General features: G+C 71.5%; 24 protein-coding genes and 1 riboswitch. Of the genes, 8 read left to right on the top strand and 16 right to left on the bottom strand.

What is annotated here, in order from left to right:
- The first annotated feature begins 22 nt into the window (after window positions 1-22).
- Window positions 23-703 (top strand): pyridoxamine 5'-phosphate oxidase family protein, encoded by a 681-nt coding sequence (locus tag ACH4SI_RS40955; protein WP_398305765.1) that lies wholly within the window; start codon window positions 23-25, stop codon window positions 701-703.
- A 16-nt stretch (window positions 704-719) separates the two neighbouring features.
- On the opposite strand, the gene ACH4SI_RS40950 is transcribed toward ACH4SI_RS40955, so the two are convergent.
- Window positions 720-1,772, bottom strand: a complete 1,053-nt coding sequence (locus tag ACH4SI_RS40950) for an EamA family transporter (protein WP_398305762.1) — start codon at window positions 1,770-1,772, stop codon at window positions 720-722.
- A gap of 41 nt (window positions 1,773-1,813) precedes the next feature.
- The gene (locus ACH4SI_RS40945; protein ID WP_398305759.1) at window positions 1,814-2,332 is read right to left on the bottom strand and encodes a peptidase; all 519 of its coding nucleotides are present in this window, start codon (window positions 2,330-2,332) and stop codon (window positions 1,814-1,816) included.
- Between the two features lie 245 nt (window positions 2,333-2,577).
- Here ACH4SI_RS40945 and ACH4SI_RS40940 point away from each other — a divergent pair, with 245 nt between their 5' ends.
- Both ACH4SI_RS40940 and ACH4SI_RS40935 read left to right on the top strand, forming a co-directional pair.
- Entirely contained in the window at window positions 2,578-3,195 is a 618-nt protein-coding gene (locus ACH4SI_RS40940; protein ID WP_398305756.1) for an HAD domain-containing protein, read from the top strand.
- A gap of 4 nt (window positions 3,196-3,199) precedes the next feature.
- Window positions 3,200-3,628, top strand: a complete 429-nt coding sequence (locus ACH4SI_RS40935; RefSeq protein WP_398305753.1) for an SRPBCC family protein — start codon at window positions 3,200-3,202, stop codon at window positions 3,626-3,628.
- A gap of 4 nt (window positions 3,629-3,632) precedes the next feature.
- Here ACH4SI_RS40935 and ACH4SI_RS40930 read toward each other — a convergent pair whose 3' ends face one another.
- Window positions 3,633-4,277 carry a PadR family transcriptional regulator gene (locus ACH4SI_RS40930; RefSeq protein WP_398305750.1) on the bottom strand — a complete coding sequence of 215 codons (645 nt, stop codon included), beginning with the start codon at window positions 4,275-4,277 and terminating at the stop codon, window positions 3,633-3,635.
- Window positions 4,278-4,418: 141 nt separating this feature from the next.
- Here ACH4SI_RS40930 and ACH4SI_RS40925 point away from each other — a divergent pair, with 141 nt between their 5' ends.
- Window positions 4,419-5,234, top strand: coding sequence for a PhzF family phenazine biosynthesis protein (locus ACH4SI_RS40925; RefSeq protein WP_398305747.1), 816 nt, complete (start codon window positions 4,419-4,421; stop codon window positions 5,232-5,234).
- A gap of 38 nt (window positions 5,235-5,272) precedes the next feature.
- Here the strand turns inward: ACH4SI_RS40925 and ACH4SI_RS40920 are convergent, their stop codons facing one another.
- Window positions 5,273-6,073, bottom strand: coding sequence for a CPBP family intramembrane glutamic endopeptidase (locus ACH4SI_RS40920; RefSeq protein ID WP_398305744.1), 801 nt, complete (start codon window positions 6,071-6,073; stop codon window positions 5,273-5,275).
- A gap of 160 nt (window positions 6,074-6,233) precedes the next feature.
- Between ACH4SI_RS40920 and ACH4SI_RS40915 the strand changes: the two genes are divergently transcribed.
- Window positions 6,234-8,075 (top strand): substrate-binding domain-containing protein, encoded by a 1,842-nt coding sequence (locus tag ACH4SI_RS40915; RefSeq protein ID WP_398305741.1) that lies wholly within the window; start codon window positions 6,234-6,236, stop codon window positions 8,073-8,075.
- An 84-nt stretch (window positions 8,076-8,159) separates the two neighbouring features.
- Here the strand turns inward: ACH4SI_RS40915 and ACH4SI_RS40910 are convergent, their stop codons facing one another.
- Complete coding sequence (locus ACH4SI_RS40910; RefSeq protein WP_398305738.1) at window positions 8,160-9,662, bottom strand: glutamate--cysteine ligase; 1,503 nt, start codon at window positions 9,660-9,662, stop codon at window positions 8,160-8,162.
- Between the two features lie 460 nt (window positions 9,663-10,122).
- On the opposite strand from ACH4SI_RS40910, the gene ACH4SI_RS40905 reads away from it, so the two are divergent.
- Both ACH4SI_RS40905 and ACH4SI_RS40900 read left to right on the top strand, forming a co-directional pair.
- Window positions 10,123-10,710, top strand: coding sequence for a hypothetical protein (locus ACH4SI_RS40905; RefSeq protein ID WP_398305735.1), 588 nt, complete (start codon window positions 10,123-10,125; stop codon window positions 10,708-10,710).
- Window positions 10,711-10,979: 269 nt separating this feature from the next.
- Window positions 10,980-11,186 (top strand): DUF5999 family protein, encoded by a 207-nt coding sequence (locus ACH4SI_RS40900; RefSeq protein WP_055551180.1) that lies wholly within the window; start codon window positions 10,980-10,982, stop codon window positions 11,184-11,186.
- A gap of 77 nt (window positions 11,187-11,263) precedes the next feature.
- Here ACH4SI_RS40900 and gcvP read toward each other — a convergent pair whose 3' ends face one another.
- Entirely contained in the window at window positions 11,264-14,170 is a 2,907-nt protein-coding gene (gcvP, locus tag ACH4SI_RS40895; protein ID WP_398305732.1) for an aminomethyl-transferring glycine dehydrogenase, read from the bottom strand.
- 189 nt (window positions 14,171-14,359) lie between these two features.
- Window positions 14,360-14,457, bottom strand: a riboswitch (glycine riboswitch).
- A gap of 115 nt (window positions 14,458-14,572) precedes the next feature.
- Between gcvP and ACH4SI_RS40890 the strand changes: the two genes are divergently transcribed.
- Entirely contained in the window at window positions 14,573-14,902 is a 330-nt protein-coding gene (locus ACH4SI_RS40890; RefSeq protein ID WP_398305729.1) for a PRC-barrel domain-containing protein, read from the top strand.
- Here ACH4SI_RS40890 and ACH4SI_RS40885 read toward each other — a convergent pair.
- The 10 genes from ACH4SI_RS40885 to ACH4SI_RS40840 form a co-directional block, all read right to left on the bottom strand.
- Window positions 14,878-16,641 (bottom strand): DNA polymerase IV, encoded by a 1,764-nt coding sequence (locus ACH4SI_RS40885; protein ID WP_398305726.1) that lies wholly within the window; start codon window positions 16,639-16,641, stop codon window positions 14,878-14,880. The two genes, ACH4SI_RS40890 and ACH4SI_RS40885, sit on opposite strands and share 25 nt — an antisense overlap.
- A gap of 61 nt (window positions 16,642-16,702) precedes the next feature.
- A complete protein-coding gene (locus ACH4SI_RS40880; protein ID WP_398305723.1) occupies window positions 16,703-17,338 on the bottom strand; it encodes a MerR family transcriptional regulator in 636 nt (211 codons plus the stop codon).
- Between the two features lie 168 nt (window positions 17,339-17,506).
- Complete coding sequence (locus tag ACH4SI_RS40875) at window positions 17,507-17,980, bottom strand: bifunctional nuclease family protein (RefSeq protein WP_009713203.1); 474 nt, start codon at window positions 17,978-17,980, stop codon at window positions 17,507-17,509.
- A gap of 52 nt (window positions 17,981-18,032) precedes the next feature.
- On the bottom strand, window positions 18,033-18,806 hold the full coding sequence (locus ACH4SI_RS40870) for a MerR family transcriptional regulator (RefSeq protein ID WP_398305719.1): 774 nt from the start codon (window positions 18,804-18,806) through the stop codon (window positions 18,033-18,035).
- Between the two features lie 21 nt (window positions 18,807-18,827).
- Window positions 18,828-19,682: an FHA domain-containing protein gene (locus ACH4SI_RS40865; protein ID WP_398305717.1), complete on the bottom strand. Its 855-nt coding sequence runs from the start codon at window positions 19,680-19,682 to the stop codon at window positions 18,828-18,830.
- Between the two features lie 133 nt (window positions 19,683-19,815).
- On the bottom strand, window positions 19,816-20,697 hold the full coding sequence (locus ACH4SI_RS40860; RefSeq protein WP_398305890.1) for a DUF881 domain-containing protein: 882 nt from the start codon (window positions 20,695-20,697) through the stop codon (window positions 19,816-19,818).
- A gap of 815 nt (window positions 20,698-21,512) precedes the next feature.
- Window positions 21,513-21,845: a small basic family protein gene (locus ACH4SI_RS40855; protein ID WP_014058688.1), complete on the bottom strand. Its 333-nt coding sequence runs from the start codon at window positions 21,843-21,845 to the stop codon at window positions 21,513-21,515.
- Window positions 21,842-22,780: a DUF881 domain-containing protein gene (locus ACH4SI_RS40850; RefSeq protein ID WP_398305714.1), complete on the bottom strand. Its 939-nt coding sequence runs from the start codon at window positions 22,778-22,780 to the stop codon at window positions 21,842-21,844. The genes ACH4SI_RS40855 and ACH4SI_RS40850 overlap by 4 nt, the downstream gene beginning before the upstream one ends.
- Window positions 22,781-22,898: 118 nt before the next feature.
- Window positions 22,899-25,394, bottom strand: a complete 2,496-nt coding sequence (locus ACH4SI_RS40845; RefSeq protein ID WP_398305711.1) for a sugar phosphate nucleotidyltransferase — start codon at window positions 25,392-25,394, stop codon at window positions 22,899-22,901.
- 104 nt (window positions 25,395-25,498) lie between these two features.
- The gene (locus ACH4SI_RS40840; protein WP_398305708.1) at window positions 25,499-26,107 is read right to left on the bottom strand and encodes a CDP-alcohol phosphatidyltransferase family protein; all 609 of its coding nucleotides are present in this window, start codon (window positions 26,105-26,107) and stop codon (window positions 25,499-25,501) included.
- Between the last annotated feature and the right edge of the window lie 190 nt (window positions 26,108-26,297).

Below are 26,297 nucleotides of genomic sequence, written 5' to 3'. Positions count from 1 at the left end.
ACTAGTGCAATGGAGAACGCAAATGAGTGCGACCGCCGAGTCGGGCGGCACCGTCTACGCCGCGACCGACCGCACCACCCCGACCCGCGCCCGGGAACGCGCCTCGTACGACGAGGACGTGGTGCACGCGATCCTCGACGAGGGATACCTCTGCCACCTGGGCTTCATACGCGACGGCGCGCCGGTCGTCCTGCCGACCCTCTACGCCCGGTCCGGGACCCGCCTCTACGTCCACGGCTCGACCGGCTCACGCCCGTTGCGGATGGCGGGCGCCGAGGATCCGGGGCTGCCGGTGTGCCTCACGGTCACCCACCTCGACGGCCTGGTGCTCGCCCGCTCGGCGTTCCACCACTCGGTCAACTACCGCTCGGTGGTGGTGCACGGCACCGCCCATCAGGTACGGGACGAGGCCGAGCGCGCGGCGGCACTCGACGCGATCGTGAACCATGTGATCCCGGGCCGGGCCGACGACTCCCGCCGCGCGAACGCGAAGGAGCTGGCCGCGACCGCCGTGCTCCGCCTCGACCTCGACGAGGTCTCCGCCAAGATGCGCACCGGGGGTCCCAACGACGACGCGGAGGACATGGCGCTTCCGTACTGGAGCGGCGTGGTCCCGGTCGCCCGGACATACGGCGCGCTCATCCCCTCGGACGACCTCGCGCCGGACACGCCCGTACCCGGCTATCTCGCGTCGCTGGGCTAGTGCCCTGCGCGAAGCGCTATACCGGGCCCTCGGGACGGCCCTCCGGGGGCTCGTCCGCCGCCGCGCGGCGGCGGCCCGGCTCGGACGCGGCGGGAGCGGGCGCGGCGGGGGACGGCCCCGCCGCCACCGGCTCCGCCCCCGCCGCCTTCGGCGCCGACGTCTGCGCGATGAGCGCCCCACCCAGGACGACCGCACCACCCACGACCTGGGCCGCGCCCAGGTGTTCGTCCAGCAGCACCCAGGCCAGCACCGTCGCGACGACGGCCTCCAGACAGGCCACCACCCCGGCCACCTGCGGCGACAGCCGGCGCACCGAGAGCACTCCGGTCAGATACGCGACCACCGTGGCGACCAGCACGATCCAGCCCAGCAGCAGCACCGCGGGCACCCGCGCGCCCGCGAGATCGGCCTGTCCCGCGAGCACCGGCCAGTCCATCTCCCACGGCCGGGCGATGACCGTCAGCGTCGCGGCGCCGATCAGCAGCCCGTAGGCGATGACGCCGAGCGGATCGGCCGCGTCCTGCCCCTCACTGCCGTGGTCGGACAGGACGAAGTAGCCGACCTGGCAGCAGGCGGCGCCGAGCGCGAGCGCCAGTCCCAGCGCGTCGAAGCTCAGCCCGGACCACACCTCCACCACACACGCGAGCCCGCCCACGGCGAGGACGACGCCGACCGCGGCCGCGCGGCTCACCGGCCGCCGCTGGACGAACCGGACCCAGCCCAGCACCAGCGCGGGCGCGAGGTACTCGACGAGCAGTGCGACCCCGACCGGGATGCGCGAGAGCGCGGCGAAGTAGAAGGCCTGAACGCCCGCCACGGCCAGCAGGCCGAAACCCAGGAGCAGCCCCGGGCGCCGCAACGGGAGCCGGCGGTGGCGCCAGACCAGGGGCAGCATGACGAAGGCCGCGCCCGCGACCCGCAACCAGGTGACCTGCAACGGTTCGAGCCCCGCCCCGATCAGCGGTTTGGCGGCGACGCCCGAGCCGCCGAACGCGAGCGCCGAGACCAGGGCGAGCCCCAGACCGACACCCTTTCCCTGATCGCGGCGCCGGCCTTGGGTGCTGTGCATCGGGCCATCATGTCAGCCCGATGTCAGGACCGTCACCCCGTTTACCACTGGCACGGTTCGCCGTCCAGCGCAGTGACCAGCAGATCCACATCCACCCCGACCCGCCGCATCACCTCGGCGGCCCGGCACTCACGGTCGTAGGTCAGCGCGGCGAGGAGGTCGGGGCCCTCGGCGAGGAGCGCGCCCCGTGCCGCGGCGCGCTCGACCGCCGCCGCCATCGCGGCCGCGGCCGCCGGGGACCAGCCGGGCACCCCGTCACCGGCGGCGGCCGGGGAGGTCTCGACCGTGCCGCTCCACCGGAGGCCGTAGCCGATGGTGCGCTGCACCAGATAGCCCAGCAGCCGCACCACTTGGGGAGGCCCACCGGCGAACGCGCCCCACACCCGCGGGTCGTTCTCCACCAAGGTGTGCAGCAGATGGGCCGTGTCGAGCTGTCTGTCCGCGTCGCGTACGGCACGCCGACGGGCTCCCGCGACCACGGCGGTCAGCGGCTCGCTCAGCCGGTCCTCGAACCCGGCACCGGCCGGGCCGGCGGAAGCGGAAAGGGTAGGACTTCGCACGCTCTCACCCCATCAGTCCCTTGAGGCCGAAGCGTCCTCAGCGGGAAGCATGTGCGCATCCCACGGTAGTTGGGCGCGGATGACCGGAAATCATCCTCGGGGAGGAGAGAACCCGGCCTTCCTCCCGACTCCGAAACCCCTCGAAACTCCCGCGGTACGCAACCACCGCAGCCCGGGCGCCGTCCCCCCTCTCACAACCGCGTCTTTCCGCCGCACCGTCCCGCACAGTGCCGCCAAGGAGTCCGATGACCGCCCGGCCGCTGCTCTTCCTGGATATCGACGGTGTCCTCAACCCGGTCCTGCCGACCGACGGGTTCACCGCCCACGACGTACTCGACTTCACCGTCCTCCTCTCCGTCGCCCACGCCGACTGGCTGCGCGAGCTGTCCTCCACCTACGAACTGGTCTGGGCCACCACCTGGGAGCACGAAGCCAACCGCCATATCGCGCCACTCCTCGAACTGCCCCGGCTCCCGGTCGTGGAGTTCACCGGCTACGAGCCGCGGCCGGACGATCCGAAGCTGCCGATCCTCGACCTCCTCACCGGCCACAAGTGGGCGCCGATCGTGCGGTACGCCGCGGGCCGCCCGTTCGCCTGGCTGGACGATGTGATGCCGCAGCGGCTGGTCACCCGGTCCCGGCTGCGGCGCGACCGGCTGCTGCTCCCGGTCGACCCGGCGCACGGGCTGCGCCGGGAACACGTCGACCGGCTGCTGCGGCACCCGCCCCGGGCGCGCCGCCTGCAGCGGCCGCGCCCACGATCCGCCCGGAGGCAACGAACTGACGGGCTGTCAGTATTGAATGTTCCAGGCGGCGGGGCTACGGTGCGGAGCCCCGCCGCCGGACACCCGGAAGGGACATGACCCCATGGCCGAGGTCAGCGCTCAGTTACGCATCGACGCACCGGCCGAGAGGGTGTGGGCCCGGCTCACGGACTTCTCCTCGTACGGCGACTGGAACGTCACCCACACCGGGTTCCCGCAGGGCGCCCCGGCCCCTCTCGAAGCCGCGGCGACCTACCAGGAGAACATGAGACTCATGGGCTTCCCGGCCGAAGTGACCTGGACCGTCGAGGAGTACGAACCCGGACGGGTGCTCGGCACCCGGGGCAAGGGCCCGATGGGCGTGAACCTCGGCATGCGCTACGCACTGACGCCGGACGGGGACGCGACGACGGTCCGCGTCGACGGCGACTTCACGGGGGCGGCGGTGTCCCTGATGGCCGGAAAGCTCAAGGACTCGGCGACCGCGGCCCTCAACGAGTCACTGCGCAGGCTCGCCGCCCTGACGACATAGCCACTCAGCCCTCGGCGTCGCCGGCGTCCTCGTCTTCCTGCTCGGCGAGAATCAGATACAGCCGCTTGCGCGACTCGTTGATGACGGACAGCGCCTTCTGCCGCTGCTCGGGACTGCCCGTCTTCCAGACCTGCGCGAACGCCTCCATCAGGCCGAATCCGGCCTGCCTGACCTCCTGCATGGCCTCCCAGTCGATGCCGCGCCCGGCCTCTTCCCACGGCGCCTGCGGCCCCGCCTCGGCCTCGGCGCTCCCGGCCTCGGTGAGCGCGTACAGCTTCTTGCCGCCGTCGCTCTCGCTGCTGATCATCCCCTCGTCCTCGAGGAGTTGCAGGGTCGGATACACCGAACCGGGGCTCGGCTTCCACGCTCCCCCGCTGCGCTCGGCGATCTCCTGGATCATCTCGTAGCCGTGCATCGGGCGGTCCTTGAGCAGCGCCAGGATCGAGGCGCGCACATCCCCGCGCCGCGCCCGGCCGCGGCGACCGCCGCCGCCGCGCCCACGGCCGCCGAACGGAGGCCCGCCGAAGGGGGGTCCGCCGAAGCCGCCGGGTCCGGGGCCGAACGGCCCGAAAGCCGCGCGCCGCTCCTCGAAGTCACCCCGGTCGCGCCGACCGGGTCCGCAGTGTTCATGTCCACGGTGGTGCCTCATCGTGACACTCCTTTCATCATCGATCCATCACGATAGCTCAACGATATATCGGAACCGATCGGATGGCAATGCCTGGACGAGGTCCACCGTTCGGGGATTGGCCATGGCTCGGCGCTCCACCCGCCGCCTACGGTCGGGACCATGCGGATACGAATCGTCGACGCCTTCACCGACCGCCCGTTCGCCGGCAACCCGGCGGGAGTCGTCCTCCTGGACGACGACGCCTTCCCGGACGACACCTGGCTCCAGGAGGTCGCCGCCGAGGTCAACCTCTCCGAGACCGCCTTCGCCCATCCGCTTCCCGAAGGAGCCGAGGCCGACTGGGCGCTGCGCTGGCTCACCCCGGCCACCGAGGTCAGCATGTGCGGCCACGCCACGCTCGCGACCGCTCATGTGCTGCGTACGACGGGCGCCGCGACCGGCACCGTACGGTTCGCCACGCTCAGCGGGGTGCTGTCCGCGACCGGCGACCCCGGCGGCACGATCACCCTGGACTTCCCCACCGCCCCGCTGGCCGAGACCACCGTCGCGAGCGAGGTCACCGACGCGCTCGGCGCCACGGTCCTGTCCGCCAGGGACACCGGCCCCCAGGTCGGCGATCTGCTGGTGGAGCTGGCCGACGAGAAGGCCGTACGGGCCCTCACCCCCGACCTCGCGGCGCTGGGGCGGCTCGTCAAGCGGGCCGTCATCGCGACCGCGCTCCCCGACGAACCCGCCTGCGGCTATGACTTCGTCTCGCGCGTCTTCGCGCCCGGCGTCGGCATCGACGAGGACCCGGTGACCGGCAGCGCGCACACCGCGCTCGCACCCTTCTGGTCCGCCCGGCTCGGCCGCGACGAGCTGACCGGACTCCAGGCCTCCGCCCGCACCGGGCTGGTCCGCACCACGCTGCGCGGCGACCGTACGCTGCTGACCGGCCGGGCCGTCACGGTCATCGACGGGGAGCTGCTGGTCTGAACGTCCCGCCGGGGGCGCGGGTCAGGCGGTGGGCCGGGTCAGGCGGTGGGCAGCCAGCCCACCTTGCCCGCCAGCAGGGAATAGCCGACGAACGCCACGATGTCGATCAGCGCATGCGCGGCGACCAGCGGCCCGACCCGCCCCCACCTGCGGTAGAGCAGGACGAAGACGACGCCCATCGCCATGTTGCCGAAGAAGCCGCCGATCCCCTGGTACAGGTGGTACGAACCGCGCAGCACCGCGCTGGCCACCAGCGCGGCCATCGGCGTCCAGCCCAACTGCCCGAGCCTGCGGAGCAGATAGCCGACCACGACCACCTCCTCCAGCACGGAGTTCTGCACGGCGGAGACGATGAGCACGGGCAGCTTCCACCACACGTCGGGCAGCGCCTCGGGCACCACCGTCAGATTGCCGCCGGCCGCCCGCGCGCCCAGGTAGAGCAGCAGCCCGGTGCCGCCGATGCCCGCCGCCACCGCGGCGCCCCACGCCAGGTCCGAGCGCGGCCGGGTGCGGTCGAAGCCGATCACGCGCAGCCCGACGCCCTCCCGCAGCAGCAGATGGGCCACGAGCGCGACCGGCACCAGAGCGGTCGCGATCCCGAACAGCTGCCAGGCGAGGTCCAGCCAGGGGCGGCCGGGCGCCTGGGAGGCGTTGAGGGTGGCCGCCTGGTCCTTGAGTCCGCCGGGCTTGGTCACCGAGCCGATGAAGCTGATCAGCGCGGACAGGGCGCTCGCGCCGAGCGACAGCGCCAGTACCAGCAGCGTCTCGTTGCGCAGGATCCGTCGCGGCAGGTCACCCTCGATCGCGGGCAGCTCCGCCCCACGCGCCTCTGAATGCACTCCTGCCTCCACTTCCGCTCTTCATACCTCATCGGCGCGCCCGCCCCGCTAAGGTCTCGAAAAAACATCCGAGATCGCGCACGAGCAGGCCGGGCCGGGCGCCATCCGCTGGCGCTCCGTCCCTCCTGACAGCGTCATCTTCCAGGAGAGACAGATCGCCATGGGACGCCACAGCCAGCCCGACGAATCCGACGGTCCCGACTACTCCGGCATATTCGATGCCATGGACCGCGCCGATCACACTGATCACTCCGCACCGGACAATACGGGGTCCAGACCCGGCGCGTCCTCCCGACGCCGGACCGTGGCGATCTCCACAGCGCTGGTGCTCGCCGTCGCGACCGGTGCCGTCGTGGTCTTACGCGGCGGGCTGCTGCCGTCCGCCGAGTCCTGCCGGAGCAATGCGGTGCGGCTCACGGTGGCCGCGTCGCCGGACATCGCCCCGAGCTTGCGCACCGTGGCCGACCACGCCCGGAGGGCGGGCATCCGGTCCGATGGCCGCTGTCTGGACGTGAGGATCGCCAGTCGCCCGGCGTACGAGGTCGCGCACGCGCTCGGCAACGCGAACCGCAGCCCGGGGTTCCAGGTGTGGGTGCCGGACTCCAGCGTCTGGGTCGAGCGCACCACCACCTCCCCGGTCAGCGCCGCGCCCCTGGACACGCTCGGCGGGGTCGCGTCCTCCCCGGTCACGGTCGCCGCCACGTCCACCACGGCCGGCCGTCTTGGCTGGCCGGAGAAGACCTACGACTGGGCGCGACTCGCCGAGGCCGGAACCGGCGGTGACTCCCTGCGGCTGCGCACCGCCGACCCGGCGCGCAGCGCCACCGGGCTGCTGGCCCTCGCCCGGATCAACGGGTCCATCGCGAAGGCGGGGGCGGCCGACGGAAAGGCCGCGACCGACACGCGCGCCGCGGCCCACGCCAAACTGCTCTCCCGGCGGACCGCTACGACCGACGCCGCCCTGCTGAAGACGCTGCCCCAGCGCGACCAGGCGGTGGTCCTGTCCGAACAGGCCGCCTTCGCCCACAACGCGGAGGCCGACGAGGCGTCCCGCCTCGACCTGTTCTATCCGAAGGACGACACGGCCGAGCTGGACTACCCGTACACGGTGCTCAACGACCGCGAGCTGACCACCGTACGGGCGCGCGCCGCCACCCGCTTCCTGACGCTGCTCACCGACGCCCGCGGCCGCCGGACCCTGACGAAGGACGGCTTCCGGACGGCGGACGGCAAGGTCAGCGAGCCGGTGGCGCAGGCCGCGGGCGGCCGCACCCCACAGCCGTACGCGGTGACGCCCTCCCCCGGGCCCTCCGCCCGGGAGGTGGAGGCGGCCCTGGGCATGTGGACGATCACCGTGCAGAGCGCCCGGCTGAACACGGTCGTCGACGCCTCGGCCTCGATGGGCGATCCGGTGCCGGGCCGTTCCGGGCAGAGCCGGATGGACGTCACCAAGGCGTCGCTGCGGCAGGCCCTCTCGCGGTTCAACACGGGGGACGAGATCGGGCTGTGGGAGTTCTCGACCGAGCTGGACGGCGACCGGGACTACCGGGAACTGGTCGCGGCCCGCCGGCTCGGGGCGCGCACCCCGGACGGAACCGGCCAGCGCGACGAGCTGGCGGCCGCCTTCGACGCGCTGGAGCCGCTCCCCGAGGGCTCGACCGGGCTGTACGACACCACGCTGGCCGCCTACGAAAAGGCCCAGGAGACCTTCGTGCGCGGCAAGTTCAACGCGGTGGTGCTCCTCACCGACGGCGCCAACCAGGATCCGGACGGCATCTCGCGCGCCGCGCTGGTGAAGGAGCTGAAAGGGCTGGTCGACCCGGACCGCCCGGTGCCGCTCATCGCCATCGCGGTCGGCCCGGACGCCGACCTGGCCGCGTGCCGCGAGATCGCCCGGGCGACCGGCGGATCGGCACAGCGGGTGAACGACCCCGCGCAGATCAACACCGCCATGCTCAAGGCCATCGTGGCCGCGGGCGAGGCCGGCGCGCCCCCGTCTTAAAGGGCTCGGTTCTCCCCCGGCCTCCGCTGGGAGGTGCCCCCCCCTGCCGGTCAGGCGGGCTGCCCGAGCGCCGAAGGCGGACCCTCAGGCCGAGAGGTCGGCGGGCCAGGTGTGGACCGGGGCGTCCGTCCGCATCAGGGCGCAGTAGCGGCGGGTCATGGCGGCGAGCGCGGCGTCCCGCCCCAGCCCGCTGTCCCGTGCCCGGTGATAGGTCGCGGCCTGCCAGGACGCGCCGTTGACACGCAGGGCGCAGCGCTGCTCGATCACCCCGAGGTAGCGGTCGCGGTCTGCGGGCTCGACGCCCCAGGCGTCCAGTCCGGCGGCGGCCAGCGGCAGCAGTTCCTCGCGGACCAGCCGGACGGCGGGGGTGCGCGCCAGGGACGAGGAACGGCCGGGCTTCGGCCATTGCAGGACCGTGTCGATGCCATGGCGGCACGCGGCGTCGAAGTTGGCCGCGGCGGCGCCGAACGGCAGCCGGGTCCACACCGGGCGGGGCTCCTCGGCGAGCGCCCTGACCAGCCCGTAGTAGAAGGCGGCGTTGGCGATGACGTCGGTGACGGTGGGCCCCGCGGGCAGCACCCGGTTCTCCACGCGCAGATGCGGCACGCCGTCCACGACCTGGTAGACGGGCCGGTTCCAGCGGTAGATCGTGCCGTTGTGCAGCACCAGCTCCTGGAGGTCGGGCACGCCGCCCTCGTCCAGGGTCCGCAGCGGCTCCTCGTCGGCACCGGTGGACAGCAGCGGGGGGAAATAGCGCAGGTTCTCCTCGAAGAGCTCGTACGCGTCGGTGATCCAGCGCTCGCCGAACCAGGTGCGCGGCCGCACCCCCTGCGTCGCGTATTCCGGTGCACGCACATCGGTGGCCTGCAAAAACAGCGGCGGGCGGGATTCGCGCCACACTTCGCGGCCGAACACGAAGGGGGAGTTGGCACCGATGGCGATCTGCACGGCGGCCACGGCCTGCGCCGCGTTCCACACGGCGGCGAAGCGCCCGGGAGTGACCTGGAGATGCAGTTGGACGGAGGTGCAGGCGGCCTCGGGGGCGATGGTGGCGCTGGCGTAGCTGATGCGCTCGCGGCCCTCGATATCGATGAGGAAATCCTCGCCGCGGGCGGCCAGCATCTGTTCGTTGAGAAGTTTGTAACGGTCGTCGTAGGACAGGTTGGCGGATCCGAGATCCCGGGCGGCCAGCGTCGGCAGAATACCGATCATCACGATCTCGGAGGACACCTCTCGCGCCTTGCGGTCGGCATATGACAGTCCCGTTCGCAGCTCTTCCGAGAGCTGGTCGAGAACCCTCCCGTGCAATCGGTGCGGCACGATGTTTACTTCAAGATTGCACTGTCCGAGTTCGGTCTGGAAATCGTGACTCGCGATGCGCTCCAGAACCTCTGTGTTCATCATCCTCGGCAGCCCGTCGGCGCCTGCGAGATTCAGCTCGATCTCCAGCCCCATGAGATTCTTCGGGCGGTCGAATCGCTTGTCGGCCAGGAGCCGGGACAGCGCCTCCAGGCCCTGCCGCAACCGTCCGCGCTGCCGCTGCCGACCCGACGGATCGAACTCACCGGCTACGACCTTCTCCCCCATCGGAGCTACCTCCTCGAGTGGATCACCGGGCGCCCGGGGCGCGCACACCACGCTCGATGATGCCCGCCAATGTGATCGATAACGCCCCATGCGGCCCGCCCAGCCGGTAGGCTCTCAACAGTGACGCATTGCTCCATGAAAATGGACCGATGGGATCCAGCCTACCGCGGCGGACGTAAACCGCCAGGTCATATCCGTGCATCCGGCATCGAATCGGGAGAAATCCCCGCGCACACACGGACCTGAAATCACCTTGTGTGCAATATCGGGGACAGCTAGCCGAAACACGCCCGGAACATGAGTCGTATAAACTCGCTTTACGAGGCGGAGAGATAACGCCCGGACAAGTTCGTCCCGGCCCCCTCTGACCCGCGTACCGAGCTACGTACACCGACAGCGCGCGCCCCTACCCCGGCCCGCTATCGCTCCACCGTGTCTCCGAAGTGAGAGGCGACCCACCATGCCGCTGCTCGTGCCCCCGGCCCCCGCGCCCGCCCTGCGCAGCGTCCTCACGGCCCTTGGTTCCCCCACCGCTGTCCATGAGGTTCGCACCCCGGCACTCAGCTCCCTGTCCGGCCCCTTCGAACCCGAACTCCCGCTGCCCGTCCACGTCTTGGACGACATCACCACCCACGCCGGCCCGCCCCGGGTCAGGCTGACCGGCTGGCGCTTCATGCTCCGCGACGGCGACCGCACGGTGGCCGCGGCGGAGGCCATGCTCACCGCCGACGGCTGGGCCTTCTCGCACTTCTCCGAGGGGCCGTACGTGGCCTCGGCCGAACTCGCCCTGCTCCAGGCCGAGTCACTGCCCTCGGCGTACCAGCCGCGGCTGCTGTCCATTCCCGAGCTGTACATGGTCGCGCTGTGGCTGCACGGCGACCCCGCAGCGGACGCCGCCGAGGGCGGCCTCGGCGCCGGGGACCTGCTGGTGCCGCTCGCCCCGGCACCGCCCGGCATCGCCGCCCACCGCCCGCACCGCGCGGCCGATCTGCTGCCCGTCCTCACGCATCGGCTGACCCCGGCCCCGCTGCTGGGCTCCCCTGCCTGACCTGTCCCTTCCGCGACGGACGGAGCGCCCCGTTGCCCGCCGGGCCACGGGGCGCCGTGCAGCGGACGGGTAACAGTCCCGCCACGGTGAACCGTCCGGTCGGGTGATGCGTCATTATCTAGCAAGACCGGTGCCGCGAAATCCCTGCGGAATCCGTGCCGCAGGGCAACACTGGGAGCATCCGACCGACACACAACCGGGGGGCGGCCAACGTGAACGCCGCAGCGAGCAGCAGGACATACACCTCACCGCAGCGAAAGAACCTCGCCATGTGCCAGCATCAACCACCGTGCCCGTCAGCCGACTCCGCCGACCGGGAGGCCGCCCATCTCGTGGCACACCACCCGGAGCAGGGCTGGAGCCTGCTGTGCAACGGTGTCCTGCTCTTCGAGGACACCGGTGAGCTGCTGCCGGACGGGCGCGTCATCGCCCCGTGCCGACCGCTCGCCACCGAGCACGTCGTGACCGCCGCCTAGGCCGACCACCCAGGCGACGTTGGCATCACCAGGGGCCGGCCCGGCGAGCACCCGCCGAACCGGCCCCATCGTTGTGCTCAGCTCTCGTACGACTCCATCGGCGGGCACGAGCAGACGAGGTTGCGGTCCCCGAACGCCCCGTCGACCCGCCGCACCGGCGGCCAGTACTTGTCGGCGGCCGAGACCCCGCCCGGGAAGACCGCCTCGTCCCTGCTGTACGGGTGGTCCCACTCCCCGCTCAGCGTCGCGGCCGTGTGCGGTGCGTTCCGCAGCGGGTTGTCCTCCTTGGTCCACTCCCCCGAGCCGACCTTCTCGATCTCCGCACGGATCGCGATCATCGCCTCGCAGAACCGGTCCAGCTCCGCCAGGTCCTCGCTCTCCGTCGGCTCGATCATCAGCGTCCCGGCGACCGGGAACGACATCGTCGGCGCGTGGAATCCGTAGTCGATCAGGCGCTTGGCCACATCGTCGACCGTGACCCCGGTGGCCTTGGTGAGCGGCCGCAGATCCACCACGCACTCGTGCGCCACCAGCCCGCCGGGGCCGGTGTAGAGCACCTCGTAGTGCGGCTCCAGCCGCTTGGCGATGTAGTTGGCGCCGAGCACCGCGGCCTGGGTCGCGCGGCGCAGCCCCTCGGCGCCCATCAGCCGGATGTACGCCCAGGAGATCGGCAGGATGCCCGCCGATCCCCACGGCGCGGCCGAGACCGGGCCGACGCCGGTGGCCGGGCCCGCGGCGGGCTGGAGCGGGTGGTTGGGCAGGTACGGCGCGAGGTGTGCGCGCACCGCGACCGGGCCGACACCCGGGCCGCCGCCGCCGTGCGGGATGCAGAACGTCTTGTGCAGGTTCAGATGGGAGACGTCGCCGCCGAACCGGCCGGGCTCGGCCAGCCCGACCAGCGCGTTGAGGTTGGCACCGTCCACGTACACCTGGCCGCCCGCGTCGTGCACGGCCGCGCAGATCTCGGTGATGTGCTCCTCGAACACGCCGTGGGTGGACGGGTAGGTGACCATGAGGACGGCCAGCTGCTCGCCGTACTGCTCGATCTTGGCGCGCAGGTCGGCGGCGTCCACCTCACCGTCCTCGCCGGTCTTGACGACGACGACCTTCAAGCCCGCCATGACGGCGCTGGCCGCGTTGGTGCCGTGCGCGGAGGACGGGATCAGGCACACCGTGCGCTGGGGCTCGCCGTTGGCCCGGTGGTACGCCCGCACGGCCAGCAGCCCGGACAGCTCGCCCTGCGATCCGGCGTTCGGCTGGAGGGAGACCTTGTCGTAGCCGGTGACGTCGGCCAGCCGCTCCTCCAGCTCCCGGATCAGCGTCAGATAGCCGTGGGCCTGCTCGACCGGTGCGAAGGGGTGCAGCGCGCCGAATTCCGGCCAGGTGACCGGCTCCATCTCGGTGGTCGCGTTGAGCTTCATGGTGCAGGAGCCGAGCGGGATCATGCCCCGGTCCAGGGCGTAGTCCCGGTCCGCCAGCCGCCGCAGGTAGCGCAGCATCGCGGTCTCGGAGCGGTACTGGTGGAAGACCGGATGGGTCAGGTACGTGCCCGAGCGCAGCAGCTCCGCGGGCAGCGCGTCGGCCGCCGCGGCGTCCAGCTCGTCGATGCCGGGGGCGCCGCTGCCGTCCCCGCCCTCGACGCCGAAGGCGGACCATACGGCGGCCAGCTGGGCGCGCCCGGTGGTCTCGTCGCACGCGATGCCCACGTGGTCGGCGTCGGTCAGCCGGAGGTTGACCCCCGCCTCCCGGGCGGCGGCGACGACGTCGGCGGCCTTGCCGGGGACGTGCGCGGTGAGGGTGTCGAAGAAGGCGCCGTGCACCACCTCGACGCCGCCCGCCCGCAGCCCCTCGGCGAGGACGGCGGCGTAGCGGTGGGTGCGACGGGCGATGGCCGCGAGCCCGTCCGGGCCGTGGTAGACCGCGTACATCCCGGCCATCACCGCGAGCAGGACCTGAGCGGTGCAGATGTTGCTGGTGGCCTTCTCCCGGCGGATGTGCTGCTCCCGGGTCTGCAGCGCGAGCCGGTACGCCTTGTCGCCGTCGGCGTCGACCGAGACCCCGACGAGGCGGCCGGGCAGGCTGCGGGCGTGAGCGGCGCGCACGGCCATGAACCCGGCGTGCGGGCCGCCGAAGCCCATGGGCACACCGAACCGCTGGGTGCTGCCGACCGCGATGTCCGCGCCCAGCTCGCCGGGCGAGGTGAGCAGGGTGAGCGCGAGCAGGTCGGCGGCGACGGTGACGATCGCGCCCAGCTCATGGGCCCGCTCGATGACCGGCCGCGGATCGCGGACCGCGCCGGAGGCGCCCGGGTACTGGAGCAACACGCCGAAGACGCCGCGCTCGGCGAGCTCGTCCGGGATGCCGTCGGTCAGATCGGCGACGACGACCTCGACGCCGGTCGGCTCGGCGCGGGTCTCGATGACCGCGATGGTCTGCGGCAGACAGTCGGCGTCGACCAGGAAGACGCCCCCCTTGACCTTGCCGACGCGGCGCGACAGCGCCATGGCCTCGGCGGCGGCCGTGGCCTCGTCCAGCAGCGAGGAACCGGCGGTGTCCAGGCCGGTCAGGTCGGCGACGACGGTCTGGAAGTTGAGCAGCGCCTCCAGCCGGCCCTGGGAGATCTCCGGCTGGTACGGGGTGTAGGCGGTGTACCAGGCCGGGTTCTCGAGGACGTTGCGCAGGATCACCGGCGGGGTGAAGGTGCCGTAGTAGCCGAGGCCGATCATGGACGGCAGCACCTGGTTGCGGTCGGCGAGCGCGCGCAGCTCGGCGAGGACCTCCGCCTCGCTGCGGGCCGACGGCAACTGCAGCGCCTCGGCGCTCTTTATGACCTCCGGTACGGCGGCGGCGGTCAGCTCGTCGAGGGAGCCGAAGCCCACCTGCGCCAGCATCTTGGCCTGCGCTCCGGCGTCGGGGCCGATATGGCGCTGCTCGAATGGAGTACCGCGCTCCAGTTCGGCGAGCGAGATGCGATGAGTGGTCATCTGCGGGGGCCTCCTGGTCTCGATCGACCGGCGAGGGGCACCGCGGTGCGGGTGCCCGGACGGCCTCCCCCTCTGTCATCGCAACCTGAGAGCTTCACCGGTCCACGAGCGTCTGACCGGCTTTCACCGTCGGTGAGGAGGGGTTCCGGAGCTGTGCTCCCCGTGGCCCGCCCTGCTTTCCAGAGTGACCTCGCCCGCACGGTACGTGTGCCTGAGAGATTCCGGGGAGGATTTGCTCCTTCGGCGCCCCCGACGCCATTGTCGGTGGACTCTCCCGCACGGGGTCTGCAGCCACAGCCAGGGTACCAGCGCGTCTGTCGCCGGGTAGTGGGCCGCCGGGTGCTCGAGTGGCCGCATGCGGGGATGTGGCTTTTGGTAGGTATCACTGGACCATCGCCACCTGTGGGAGAGAGCGTGCAGACGGACATCGACCCGCGGACCCTGATCGGCCGCAAGGCATTCGACCGCGAGGGCGCCAAGATCGGCACCGTGGACGAGGTCTACCTCGACGACGCGACCGGCGAGCCCGAGTGGGCGGCGGTACGCACCGGCCTGTTCAGCCGGGACGTCTTCGTGCCGCTCGAACCGAGCGAGGTCGTCGGCGACTCGCTGCGGGTCCCGTACGACCGTGCGCTGATCAAAGACGCCCCGGACCTCGGAGTCGGCCGCCACCTCTCCCCGGAGCAGGAGCTGCAGCTGTACCACCACTACGGCCTGGACGTCACCGGCTGACCCCACCGCTCCCCGCCCAACTCCCGGCCCCCGCCCGGCCCATCGCTCCCACCCGACTCGCCGCCCTGCCCCTGGCTCCCACCCAGCGCGTCGCCGCACTCATCGTGCCCGCCTCCGCCCAGCGCATCGCCCGCCCCTTGGCTCCCGCCTGCCTCGCCATCCTGCCCCCGGCCCCTGCCCGGCACGTCGCCGCGCACAACGTCCCCACCCGGCTCGCCGCCGGGCCCCTCACCCCCGCCCGGCGCGTCGCGCGGCTCTTCGCTCCCGCCCAGCTCGCCGCCGCGCCCTTCACCGCCAATCGGCGCATCGCCCCGCCCGTCCGGCCCGCCCGGCCCATCGCCCGGCGGGGCGGGTGGGGGCTCGGTGGGCTCGGGGGGTCGTACCAGGGGCAGGGGGTCGCTCGGCTCCAGGTCCGGGTCGTCCACGGCGAACGTGCGCACCCGCCCGGGCTCCGACCAGGGCATCTCGAACCGCACGGTCACCCGGCCCACCCCGCTGCCCTGCACCCAGCCCGCCCCGTACTCGACGTGCCGCACATCGAGCCCCGGCAGCCAGGTACGCGGCCTCCCAGCGCCCTCAGGGGCCTCTGAGGCGCCCGGGCCTCCCGGCTCGGCCGTCTCCGGCCCCGAGGCCCTCTCCGGCTCCTCCAGGGCCTCGTGGGCGGACTGCGCGGCCTGGGCGAACAGATCCTCCTGCGTGTAGTCCGTGAGACCCGACACGCCCACGCCCAGCAGCCGCACACCCGCCGTGGTGTCCACCCCGTCGATCAGCCGCGCCGCGGCCTCCTTGACCACGCCGGGGTCGTCGGTCGGCCCGCGCAGGGTCTCCGAACGGGTCAGCGTCGAGAAGTCGTACCGCCGCACCTTGATCACGACCGTGCGCCCCGAACGGCCCGCCTCCCGCAGCCGCCGCACGCAGCGGTCGGCCAGCCGCGCCACCTCCAGCTGCACCCGGGTGCGGTCGGTCAGGTCGACGTCGAAGGTGTCCTCCACCGAGACGGACTTGGCGTCCCGCTCGGCGACCACCGGCCGCTCGTCCCGCCCATCGGCCATCAGGTACAGCGACGCCCCGTGGGCCCGGCCCAGCAGCCGGACCAGCTCCGCCTCGCCCGCCTCCCGCGTCTCGGCCACGGTGTGGATACCGACCCGGCGCAGCGCCTCCGCGGTGGCCGGGCCGACACCCGGCAGGGTGCGCACCGGCATCGGATCCAGCAGCTCCCGCTCCGTGCCGGGCTCGATGACCGCCAGCCCGTCCGGCTTGGCCTGCTCGGAGGCGATCTTGGCGAGCATCTTGGAACCGGCCAGACCCACCGAGCCGGTCAGCCCGGTCACGGCGCGGATGTCGGCCCGCAGCCGCTCCCCCACCGCCCGTGCCGCCGCCACCCGCGACTCGGTGCCGCCCGCCTCCAGGTCCACGAACGCCTCGTCCAGGCTCAGCGGCTCCACCAGCGGCGACAGCGCCCGCAGCAGCCCCATGACCTGGTCGCTGACCTCGCGGTAGAGCGAGAAGCGGGGGGTGAGGTAGGCCGCGTTCGGACAGAGCCTGCGGGCCTGCGCCATCGCCATGGCCGAGTGCACCCCGAACACCCGCGCCTCGTACGACGCCGTGGCCACCACCCCGCGCGGACCGAGGCCCCCCACGATCACCGGCTTTCCGCGCAGGCTGGGCTTGGCCGCCTGCTCCGCCGAAGCGTAGAAGGCGTCCATGTCCAGATGGAGAATCGTCGGCGCACCCCTCACACGTCCGATGCTGCCGCACACCACTGACAATCGGTGATGCCGGCGCCCGGAGGGAGCGCTCTCAGCCCGCCCGGTTGCGGCGCCGGGCGAGCTCGTCGGCGGGGTTGTGCCCCACCAGGGTCTCGCCGGTGTCCACCCGCTCCCCGTGCAGCTGGGACAGCGCGCTCTCCACGTCCCGCCACACCACGCCCACGGCGATCCCGAAGACGCCCTGGCCGCCCTGGAGGAGGTCCACGACCTCGTCCGGCGAGGTGCACTCGTACACCGTCGCGCCGTCGCTCATCAGCGTCATCTGGGCCAGATCGTCGAGACCCCGGGTGCGCAGGTGCTGCACGGCGGCCCGGATGTTCTGCAGTGACACACCGGTGTCCAGCAGTCGCTTGACGATCTTGAGGACGACCACGTCCCGGAAGCTGTACAGCCGCTGGCTGCCCGACCCGTACGCGGGCCGTACGCTCGGCTCCACCAGGCCGGTGCGCGCCCAGTAGTCCAGCTGGCGGTAGGTGATGCCCGCGGCGGCGCACGCGGTGGGTCCGCGGTAGCCGACCGTCTCCGCACCCCCCGCGCCCCCCGTGGCGGGCTCGCGTGGTGCCGTGGGCTGTGCCGCGACCCGAGCCTTCAGTGCCGGATCGGCCGGTGCGCCCCCCTGGAGCGTATACGGACCGCCGGCTGCCGTGCCGTCGCCGGTGCTTCTCACGCCGACCTCCGTCCTCGACCTGCCTCCTCGAAGGTAGGCAGTCACCCGGGGTGCGTCAACGATCGCCACACTCGGCACGCCGAGTGATAATCACCCTGAGAGTGGTTTCCCGTGTCCCTCGTCCGGGAAAGGCTACTCGAATGCGCTAGCGAGGTCCGGCAGACCGCTTCACTGGCTGCTGCTTCCGAAGTCCTCGGGCGAGATCTGGTCGAGGAACTCGCGGAACTTCTCCACCTCGTCCTCCTGCTCGTCCGGGATGGCGATACCGGCGTCGTCCAGCACGCCGTCGCTGCCGTAGATCGGCGTCCCGGTGCGCAGCGCGAGCGCTATGGCGTCGGACGGCCGTGCGCTGACCTCCACACCGCTGGCGAAGACCAGCTCGGCGTAGAAGACCCCCTCCCGCAGATCCGTGATCCGGACCTCCGTGAGCGTCTGGCCGACCGCTTCGAGTACGTCTTTGAAAAGGTCGTGGGTCAGCGGGCGTGCCGGAGCCATGCCCTGCTGTGCGAAGGCGATCGCGGTCGCCTCCCCTGGTCCGATCCAGATGGGGAGGTAGCGGTCGCCTCCCACTTCACGCAGGAGCACGATCGGTTGGTTGGAGGGCATTTCCACCCGGACACCCACGACGTCGAGCTCGTTCACACAGCAACCCTAGGACGTGCCCGGCCGGTTTGGATAGTCGGGGCCGGATCGGTCAGTGTGCGGCGGCCCGCAGCGCCGACTGCAGCAGGGCCGCGTGCAGCCGGACGGAGAGCGTCGCCAGCTCGCGCGCGCTGGCCTCCGCATGCGCTCTGGTCTGCGGATTTCGATGCAGCCGCAGCGGTGCGACCACCTGCTCGACCAGTCCGGCCTCGCGCTCGGCGGCCGCTTTCATGATCCGCAAATGGCGTGGCTCCAGACCGAAGCGGCCCAGCTCGGCGATCAGCCGGGCGACCGTCACCGCCTCGACGTCGTATCCGCCGTCCGCGTCGTGCGCGATCAGGCCGTACGACTCCCAGTCGGCCAGCTCCGCCTCGCTGACCTGCGCGGATGCCAGCAGCTCGGCCCGGCCCACGCGGGCCACGGTCGGGCCTTCCGGGGGCGCGGCCCCCTGGTCGTCGGCCCCCGGCTCCAGCAGCTCGCGCGGCTGCGGCCCCTGCGAAACGGCAGGAAGCTGCGGCCGCTCACCCCGCTCCAGGGCCTCCAGGTGCTCCCGGATGACCTTGAGTGGCAGGTAGTGGTCACGCTGCATGCGGAGGATGAGAGCGAGCCGCTCCACATCCTCCTGACCGAATTTGCGGTAGCCCGACGGCGTACGCCGCGGCTCCACCAGCCCTTCGGCCTCCAAGAAGCGGATCTTGGAGATGGTGACCTCGGGGAACTCGTCCCGCAGCAGCTTCAGCACGGTGCCGATACTCATCGACCGGCCGCCCGGGCCGCCCGCGGGGGCGGTGCCGGTATCGGCACCGCCCGACGGTGTCTGAAGCATGGACGGACCTCCCCGGACGGGTCAGATGCCGACGCCCCGCTGGCTCGGGTAGAAGACCAGCCGGTACTTACCGATCTGCACCTCATCGCCGCTGGCCACGACCACCGGCGCGTCGATCTGCTCCCGGTTGACGTACGTCCCGTTGAGGCTGCCGACGTCGGCGACGGTGAAGCTGCCGTCCTGGCCGCGCCGGAACTCCACATGGCGGCGGGAGACCGTCACGTCATCCAGGAAGATGTCGCTCTGCGGGTGACGGCCGGCCGTGGTCAGATCGCTGTCCAGCAGGAAGCGACTGCCCGAGTTCGGCCCGCGGCGGACCACCAGCAGCGCGGAACCCAGCGGCAGCGCCTCCACGGCGGCCTGGGCCTCCGGGCTCAGCGACGGCAGCGGGTTCTGCCCGGTCACCTCGGAGTCGTACGCCTCGATACCGGAGATGGAGATCGTCGACGTGGTCTCCGAGGCACGCTCGGAGGGCGCCTGGCCCCGCAGCGGCGCGCCGCAGTTGGAGCAGAACCGGCTGTCCTCCGCGTTCCGATGCCCGCACCTCGTACAAACAGGCATTCCGGGACCTCCACCACTACGCGAGGCCGATGAGTCCTCGAAACCTATGCGCCCGGCCGCCGAGGGGTCAACAGAAGACGCGCCCTGGCCGCCCGAAATGTCACCGCCCTGGCCGCCGACCTGATCCCGGAACAGCGGGCGCTCCTCGCTTCCCCCTCCGCTCTCGTCCGCACCACGCCCCGCGCGGTGGCGAGCGGTGCCGCTGCCGCCGTCCTGGCGTGCACTCTTCCCGAACAACTTCCCGAACAACTTCACGGGCGATTCCCCTTGACTGAAACAGACCCGCCCGTGGGGCAGGACAAACCCTCGATGCACACACCAGCAGACGGTCCGGACATCCTCACAACGTCCGTGACCACCAGACAGTTTCCATCACGCGCGACTCTTCTGGTGCGCCGACCCCCCGCATCCACATGGTCTCGCCGAGAGACCCACATATCGAACCGCCTCACCGTGATGACGACCGAGCGTAGTCAGGGCGCTTCCCCGACCGCAAGGCGTCCACAACGATCTTCTTCTCCCGCCGAACGGACACGGTGGCCTGCTCCTTCTCCAGACTCTGCACCACTCCGCCCGGAATGTTCAGCGCCGGCTCCAGATCCTCCGGCTTGCCGATCACCTTCACGACGTACGGCTGCGTCACTTTCCGTCCATCGATCTCCACCGAACCGCCGGAGTCCGAGAAGTAGGAGTCGGCGACCACCCGCACGGAGCCGATCTGGATCGCCTCGGCGCCCGCCGCCCGCAGCTCCTGCACCGTGTCCAGCAGCATGTCGGCCTCCACGGAGCCCTGGGCGTCGTGGATGGTGATCGTGATCCCCGGTCCCTGCGCGGCGACCGTGCCCGCGAGCACGCCCAGCTGCTGCTCCTTCTGGAGCGTCTGCTTACGGGCCTCCTCCGCCTGGTCCGAGCTGTTCTCCAGCTCGGTGCGCTGATTCTCCAGACGGCGCTTCTCGTCCTGCAGCCGCTGGGTGCGCGAGTCCAGCTCGTCCAGGATCCGCACCAGGTCCTCCTGGCGGGCCCCGCGCAGCACGCTGTTCTCGTTGGTCGAACGCACCTGGATGGCCAGGCCCAGGCCCAGCCCGAACAGCAGCACGGCGACGATCATCTGCGCCCGGGTCACCCGGGGCGGCCACACGCCCTTCAGCAGGCGCTGCCTGCCGGTCTCCTCCTCCGCGCCCTCGGGCTTCCCGTTTCCGGGCGTGAACGCGGCGCGCGGCGCGGTCCCGTTCGACGGCCCACCGCCGCTGCCCGCGCCTTCGGCCGGGCGCCGCCCGTTCGGCACCGAGGCCGAGGGAAGACCCGCCGCACCCGGGCCCCGAGGCGGCACGCCCTTGGGCGCCGGGCCCCGACCGCCCTGAGGGGCCGGTCCCCGAACGCCTTGGGGCCCCCGGCCCTTGGGGGCCGGGCCCTGGGGAGCCTGGCCCTTGGGGGCCGGGCCGCGGGGCGGGGTGCTCTGTGGCAGCGGAGCCCTGAGGGCTGGGCGGGGACCGCCCGGCCCGCCAGGCCCGGGGCGCGCCGCCTGGGGCGCCGGGGGCTTCAGCGGGGCGGCCTTGCGCCGCTCGTCCCCCTCGGGGTGCTCGGGCTTACCGCTCGCCTCCGCGCGCTTCTCCGGCGGCTTGGGCAACGACGACCGCGGCGGGACCGCCCGCTGCTCCGACGCGCCCTTCGCGCCCGGCTTCCCGGACGACTCGGAAGCGGCGGGCCGCTCGGGCGCGCCCTGCTGTCGCGGCTTCGGCGGCTGCTCGGAGGCCCCGGATCGCTCCGGTTCGTCCTGCTGCCGAGGCTTCGCGGACCGCCCGGGCGGGGCAGGCGGCTCGGGCGCGCCCTGCTGCGCGGATTCACCGGGCCGCTCGGCTGCACCGGGCCGCTCGGGCGCGCGCTGGGAGTCTCGCGGTTCTTCCGCCGTGTTGCGCGGCTCCGCCGTGTCCCGCTTCTCGGGCGACTCGGCCGACCGGGGCTTCTCGGCCTGTTCGAGCCGCTCCGACTCGCGCGGCGCTGCGGGCCGCTCGGCGCTCGGGGCCTGCCGGGAACCCCCGAGCTGCTCGGGCTTCCCGTCCTGCTCGGCCTGCTCCGGCCGTTCCGGCTCACGCGGCATCTCGGGCCGCTCCGGCTTCTCGGGGGTGTCGTCGGTGGTCATCGGCCTCACGCCCGGAACACGTGCCGACGGATCGCGGCGGCGTTGGAGAAGATACGGATGCCGAGGACGACCACGACCCCGGTGGACAGCTGGGCGCCGACGCCGAGCTTGTCGCCGAGGAAGACGATCAGTGCGGCCACCACCACGTTGGAAAGGAACGATACGACGAAGACCTTGTCGTCGAAGATCCCGTCCAGCATCGCCCGGAAGCCACCGAACACGGCATCGAGCGCCGCGACGACGGCGATCGGCAGATAGGGCTCGACCACCGTCGGCACCACGGGTCGGACCACCAGTCCGACCACGACTCCCACGATGAGGCCCAATACGGCGATCACGATGTGCCCTTCCCTGTTTCGGTGCCACCCTTGCCGGCACCGCCGACCATGGGTTCTGCGCTACGTACGATCAGGCTCGGCGCGGCAGGCAGCCGGACCGTGTCCTGGGCGGAAATGCTGGTGCGGATGTCGTAGTTCTCCTGCAACACGTGCAGGTACTGCCCATCGGCACTGTCCTGGAAAGCGGTGCTCAGCCGCTGCCCGTCCCCCACCGCGAGCACCGTGTACGGCGGCGCCAGCGGCTTGTTGTCGACCAGTATGGCGTCTCCCGCGGCCCTGATCGCCGACAGCGCCGTCAGCCGCTGTCCGTTGATCGAGACAGCCTCCGCGCCCGACTCCCACAGGCCGTTGACGACCCGCTGCATGTCGTGGTCGCGTACCCGCCCCGTATCGGAGAAGTCGTTGCTCTCCCTGGGACCCCCGCCGCTCCCCGACGTGGACTGCTTCGCGTCGTTGACCGTCAGTTTGACGCCGGGGCCGGACACCGGGGTGGCTCCCGAGAGCAGCGCCACCAGGTCGCCCTTGGCTCCCCCGTGCTTCTCCAGCGCCTGCCGCTGCTTCTCGCCCACCTCGCCGCGGAGCTTGTCCACGCTCTTGGCGAGCTGGTCCGCCTTCTCGTTCCCCGACTCGATGCGGTCGATCAGTTCTCCCCGCTCCTTGGCCAGCGTCGGCGCCGATATCCGGGCCTCGGCCGCCCCGATGGTGACCACGACCGCCACCATCACCAGGCCGAAGGCCACCGTCAGCCGGCCGCGCAGGGTGCGCGGCATACGGGACCGCCCGGTCTCGCCCCGCCGCGCGGCCGCCTCGGCGTAGCCGTCGTCGAGGCTGTGGTCCATCACGTTGGTCAGCAGCGACATGGACGCGTCGAGGCGCGGGCGCGGGCTCGACGTTTCTGTACTCCGAACGGGGGGCTGCTGCGACATGCCGCACATCGTCGCACGTCGGGGGCGCCGCCTCCCAATGGCCCCACCGGCGTGCCGGATCCGGGGTCGGGAGACGGCGCCCCAACGTGTCCAAACGGGTTCAAGAGCCCACGGAAGACCCTCCGGATCAGCGCCCGGCGCTGTCCACGACACCGGCCCACTCGTCGAGCAGCGCCTGTGCGGAGGCGTCGTCCGGGCCCTCCGCCCATAGATGTGTGACGGCCTCGGCCGGGTCCGGCAGCACCATCACCCAGCGGCCGTCGGCCTCCACCACCCGCACGCCGTCGGTGGTGTCCACGGACCGGTCGCCGGCGGCCTCCACCACGTGCCGCATGACCAGGCCCTTGACCGCCCAGGGGGTGGCCAGATCACGCCGCTGCACATGGGCCCGCGGAATCCGCGCATCGATCTGGCTGAGCGTGAGCTGGGTGCGCGCCACCAGTCCGATGAGCCTGACGAAGGCGGCCGTACCGTCGAAGACGCTGCTGAACTCGGGGACGATGAAGCCACCGCGGCCATCGCCGCCGAAGATCGTCGTCTCCGATCGGGCGACCCGGGTCAGATCGTCCGCCGCGGTCGTCGTCCACTCCACCTGGGTGCCGTGGTACGCCGCGACCTGCTCGGCGATACGGGTTGTGGTCACCGGGAGCGCCACCCGCCCGCTCCGCCGCTCCGCGGCCACCAGGTCCAGCATCACCAGCAGCGCCCGGTCGTCCTCCACGATGCGGCCGCGCTCGTCCACGAGCGAGAACCGCTCGCCGACGGGGTCGAACCGGACGCCGAAGGCCGCGCGGGCCGAAGCGACGATCTCCCCGAGCCGGGCGAGCCCGGAGCGGCGGCCGTCGGCGGTCTCGGTGGGGCGCGACTCGTTCAGCCCCGGGTTGATCGTCAGCGCGTCCACTCCGAGCCGTCCCAGGAGGCTGGGGAGAACGAGCCCCGCGCTGCCGTTCGCGGCGTCCACGACGACCTTGAGACCGGACTCGGCGATGCCGCTGACGTCCTGGGCCCGCAGCAGCGAGCCGGTGTACGAGTCGAAGACGCTCGACGGGAAGCTCAGGTCACCGATCTCCCCGGGGAACGCGCGGCGGTACTCCTGGCGCGCGTAGACGCGGTCCAGCTTGCGCTGGCCGCCCGCGGACAGATCGGCGCCGCGCTCGTCGAAGAACATGATGTCGACGGAGTCGGGAACACCGGGGGACGTACGGATCATGATGCCGCCGGCGCTGCCCCGGGCCGTCTGCTGGCGGGCCACGGGCAGTGGCACGTTCTCCAGGTCCCGGACGTCGATGGCGCTGGTCTGCAGGGCGGAGATCATGGCCCGCTTCAGGGCGCGGGCGCCACGGGAGTGGTCGCGCGCCGTGGTGACCGTGGAGCCCTTCTTGAGGGTCGTGGCATACGCCCCGGCCAGCCGCACCGCCAGCTCGGGGGTGATCTCCACGTTGAGGATCCCGGACACGCCCCGGGTCCCGAAGAGATTGGCCTGTCCCCGGGACTCCCAGATGACCGAGGTGTTGACGAACGCGCCCGCCTCGATGGTCTTGAACGGATAGACCCGGACATTCCCCTGGACGATCGATTCTTCACCGATCAGACACTCGTCACCGATCACCGCCCCGTCCTCGATGCGGGAGGCGCGCATGATGTCGGTGTTCTTGCCGATCACGCAGCCGCGCAGATTGCTCTGCTGGCCCACGTAGACATTGTCATGGACGACGGCCTTGTGCAGGAAGGCGCCGGTCTTCACGACGACGTTGGAGCCGACGACGGTGTGCTCCCGGATTTCTGCGCCCGCTTCCACCTTGGCGTAGTCACCGATGTAGAGCGGCCCGCGGAGCACGGACTCGGGATGCACCTCCGCGCCTTCGGCGACCCAGACGCCGGGCGAGATCTCGAAGCCGTCGAGTTCGACGTCGACCTTCCCCTCCAGCACATCGGCTTGGGCCTTCACATAGCTCTCATGCGTGCCGACGTCCTCCCAGTAGCCCTCGGCGATGTAGCCGAAGATGGGCTTGCCCTCCTTCATGAGCTGCGGGAACACATCACCGGACCAGTCGACGGGAACGTCCGGATCGACGTAGTCGAAGACTTCGGGCTCCATGACATAGATGCCGGTGTTGACCGTGTCCGAGAAGACCTGGCCCCAGGTGGGCTTTTCGAGGAAGCGCTCGACCTGACCCGCCTCGTCGACGATGGTGATTCCGAATTCAAGCGGATTGGGGACACGGGTCAGGCACACCGTGACCAGCGCACCCTTTTCCTTATGAAAATTGATCAGCTCGGTCAGGTCGAAATCGGTCAGGGCATCGCCCGAAATCACCAGAAAGGCATCGTCCTTGAGCGCCTCTTCCGCGTTCTTGACGCTGCCCGCGGTACCGAGCGGCTTCTCCTCGTTGGCGTACGTGAGCTCCATGCCGAGCTCCTCGCCGTCCCCGAAGTAGTTCTTGACCAGGGACGCGAGGAACTGCACGGTCACCACGGTCTCGGACAGGCCATGCCGCTTGAGCAACCGCAACACATGTTCCATGATCGGCCTGTTGGCCACGGGAAGCAGCGGTTTGGGCATGGTCGCGGTCATCGGGCGCAGACGAGTACCCTCGCCCCCTGCCATTACGACGGCCTTCATGTCGGAAGCGTCCTCCTCGAAAGAGACAGTCACGCCGACCGCGCACGCCCGATGGCCCGTGATTGCTACGGGCACCCGGTCCTGGGTTGCCCACGACGGCGAACTCAGTCGGCCGCGGCGTCCGCCTTCACCAGTCGGCGGACCTGAACCACGTAGAGGACTCCTGCCCACCAATAGAGTGTTGTACCCCATCCGGCGAACGCCCATCCGAAAATAGCGGCGGTCGTGTGAAGTGGGCCACTTCCATCACTCAGAAGGAGCAAGGGGAAGGCGTACATGAGGTTGAACGTCGCCGCCTTGCCGAGGAAGTTCACCTGCGGCGGCGGATAGCCATGACGCCGGAGGATCCACACCATCACCACGAGCACGACCTCGCGGGCGAGGAGAACGATGGGCAGCCAGAGCGGCAGGATGTCCCGCCAGGTGAGGCCGATGAGCGTGGACAGAATGTAGAGCCGGTCGGCGGCGGGGTCGAGGAGCCGGCCAAGGCTGCTGATCTGGTTCCAGCGGCGGGCCAGCATGCCGTCCAGATAGTCGCTCACCCCGCTGAGCGCCAGCACCAGCAGGGCCCAGAGGTCACTCTTGGGCCCGCCGAACTCGGGCCGGAGGATCAGCCACAGGAAAAGCGGTACGCCGAAGAGGCGCGCGGTGCTGAGGATGTTCGGGATGGTGAGTACACGATCCGTCTGGACCCGTGTCTCCTGAACCTCCACCCGGGGGCCTCCTGTGAGGGAATCAGTCGATGATGCCCCATGACTCTACCGGTAGTGCCACCAGGGCCCCTCACCGGGGAGGTGGTGGTACATATGCGAAAAGGCCCTGTGGGGAGCTATCAGCTCTCCACAGGGCCTTTTCCAAAGATTGTTCGGCGGCGTCCTACTCTCCCACAGGGTCCCCCCTGCA

It is taken from the genome of Streptomyces sp. NPDC021212, assembly GCF_044332925.1.
GTDB lineage: Bacteria > Actinomycetota > Actinomycetes > Streptomycetales > Streptomycetaceae > Streptomyces.
Note: the sequence above shows the minus strand (reverse complement) of the source record. Positions and strands in the feature narration are given on the sequence as shown.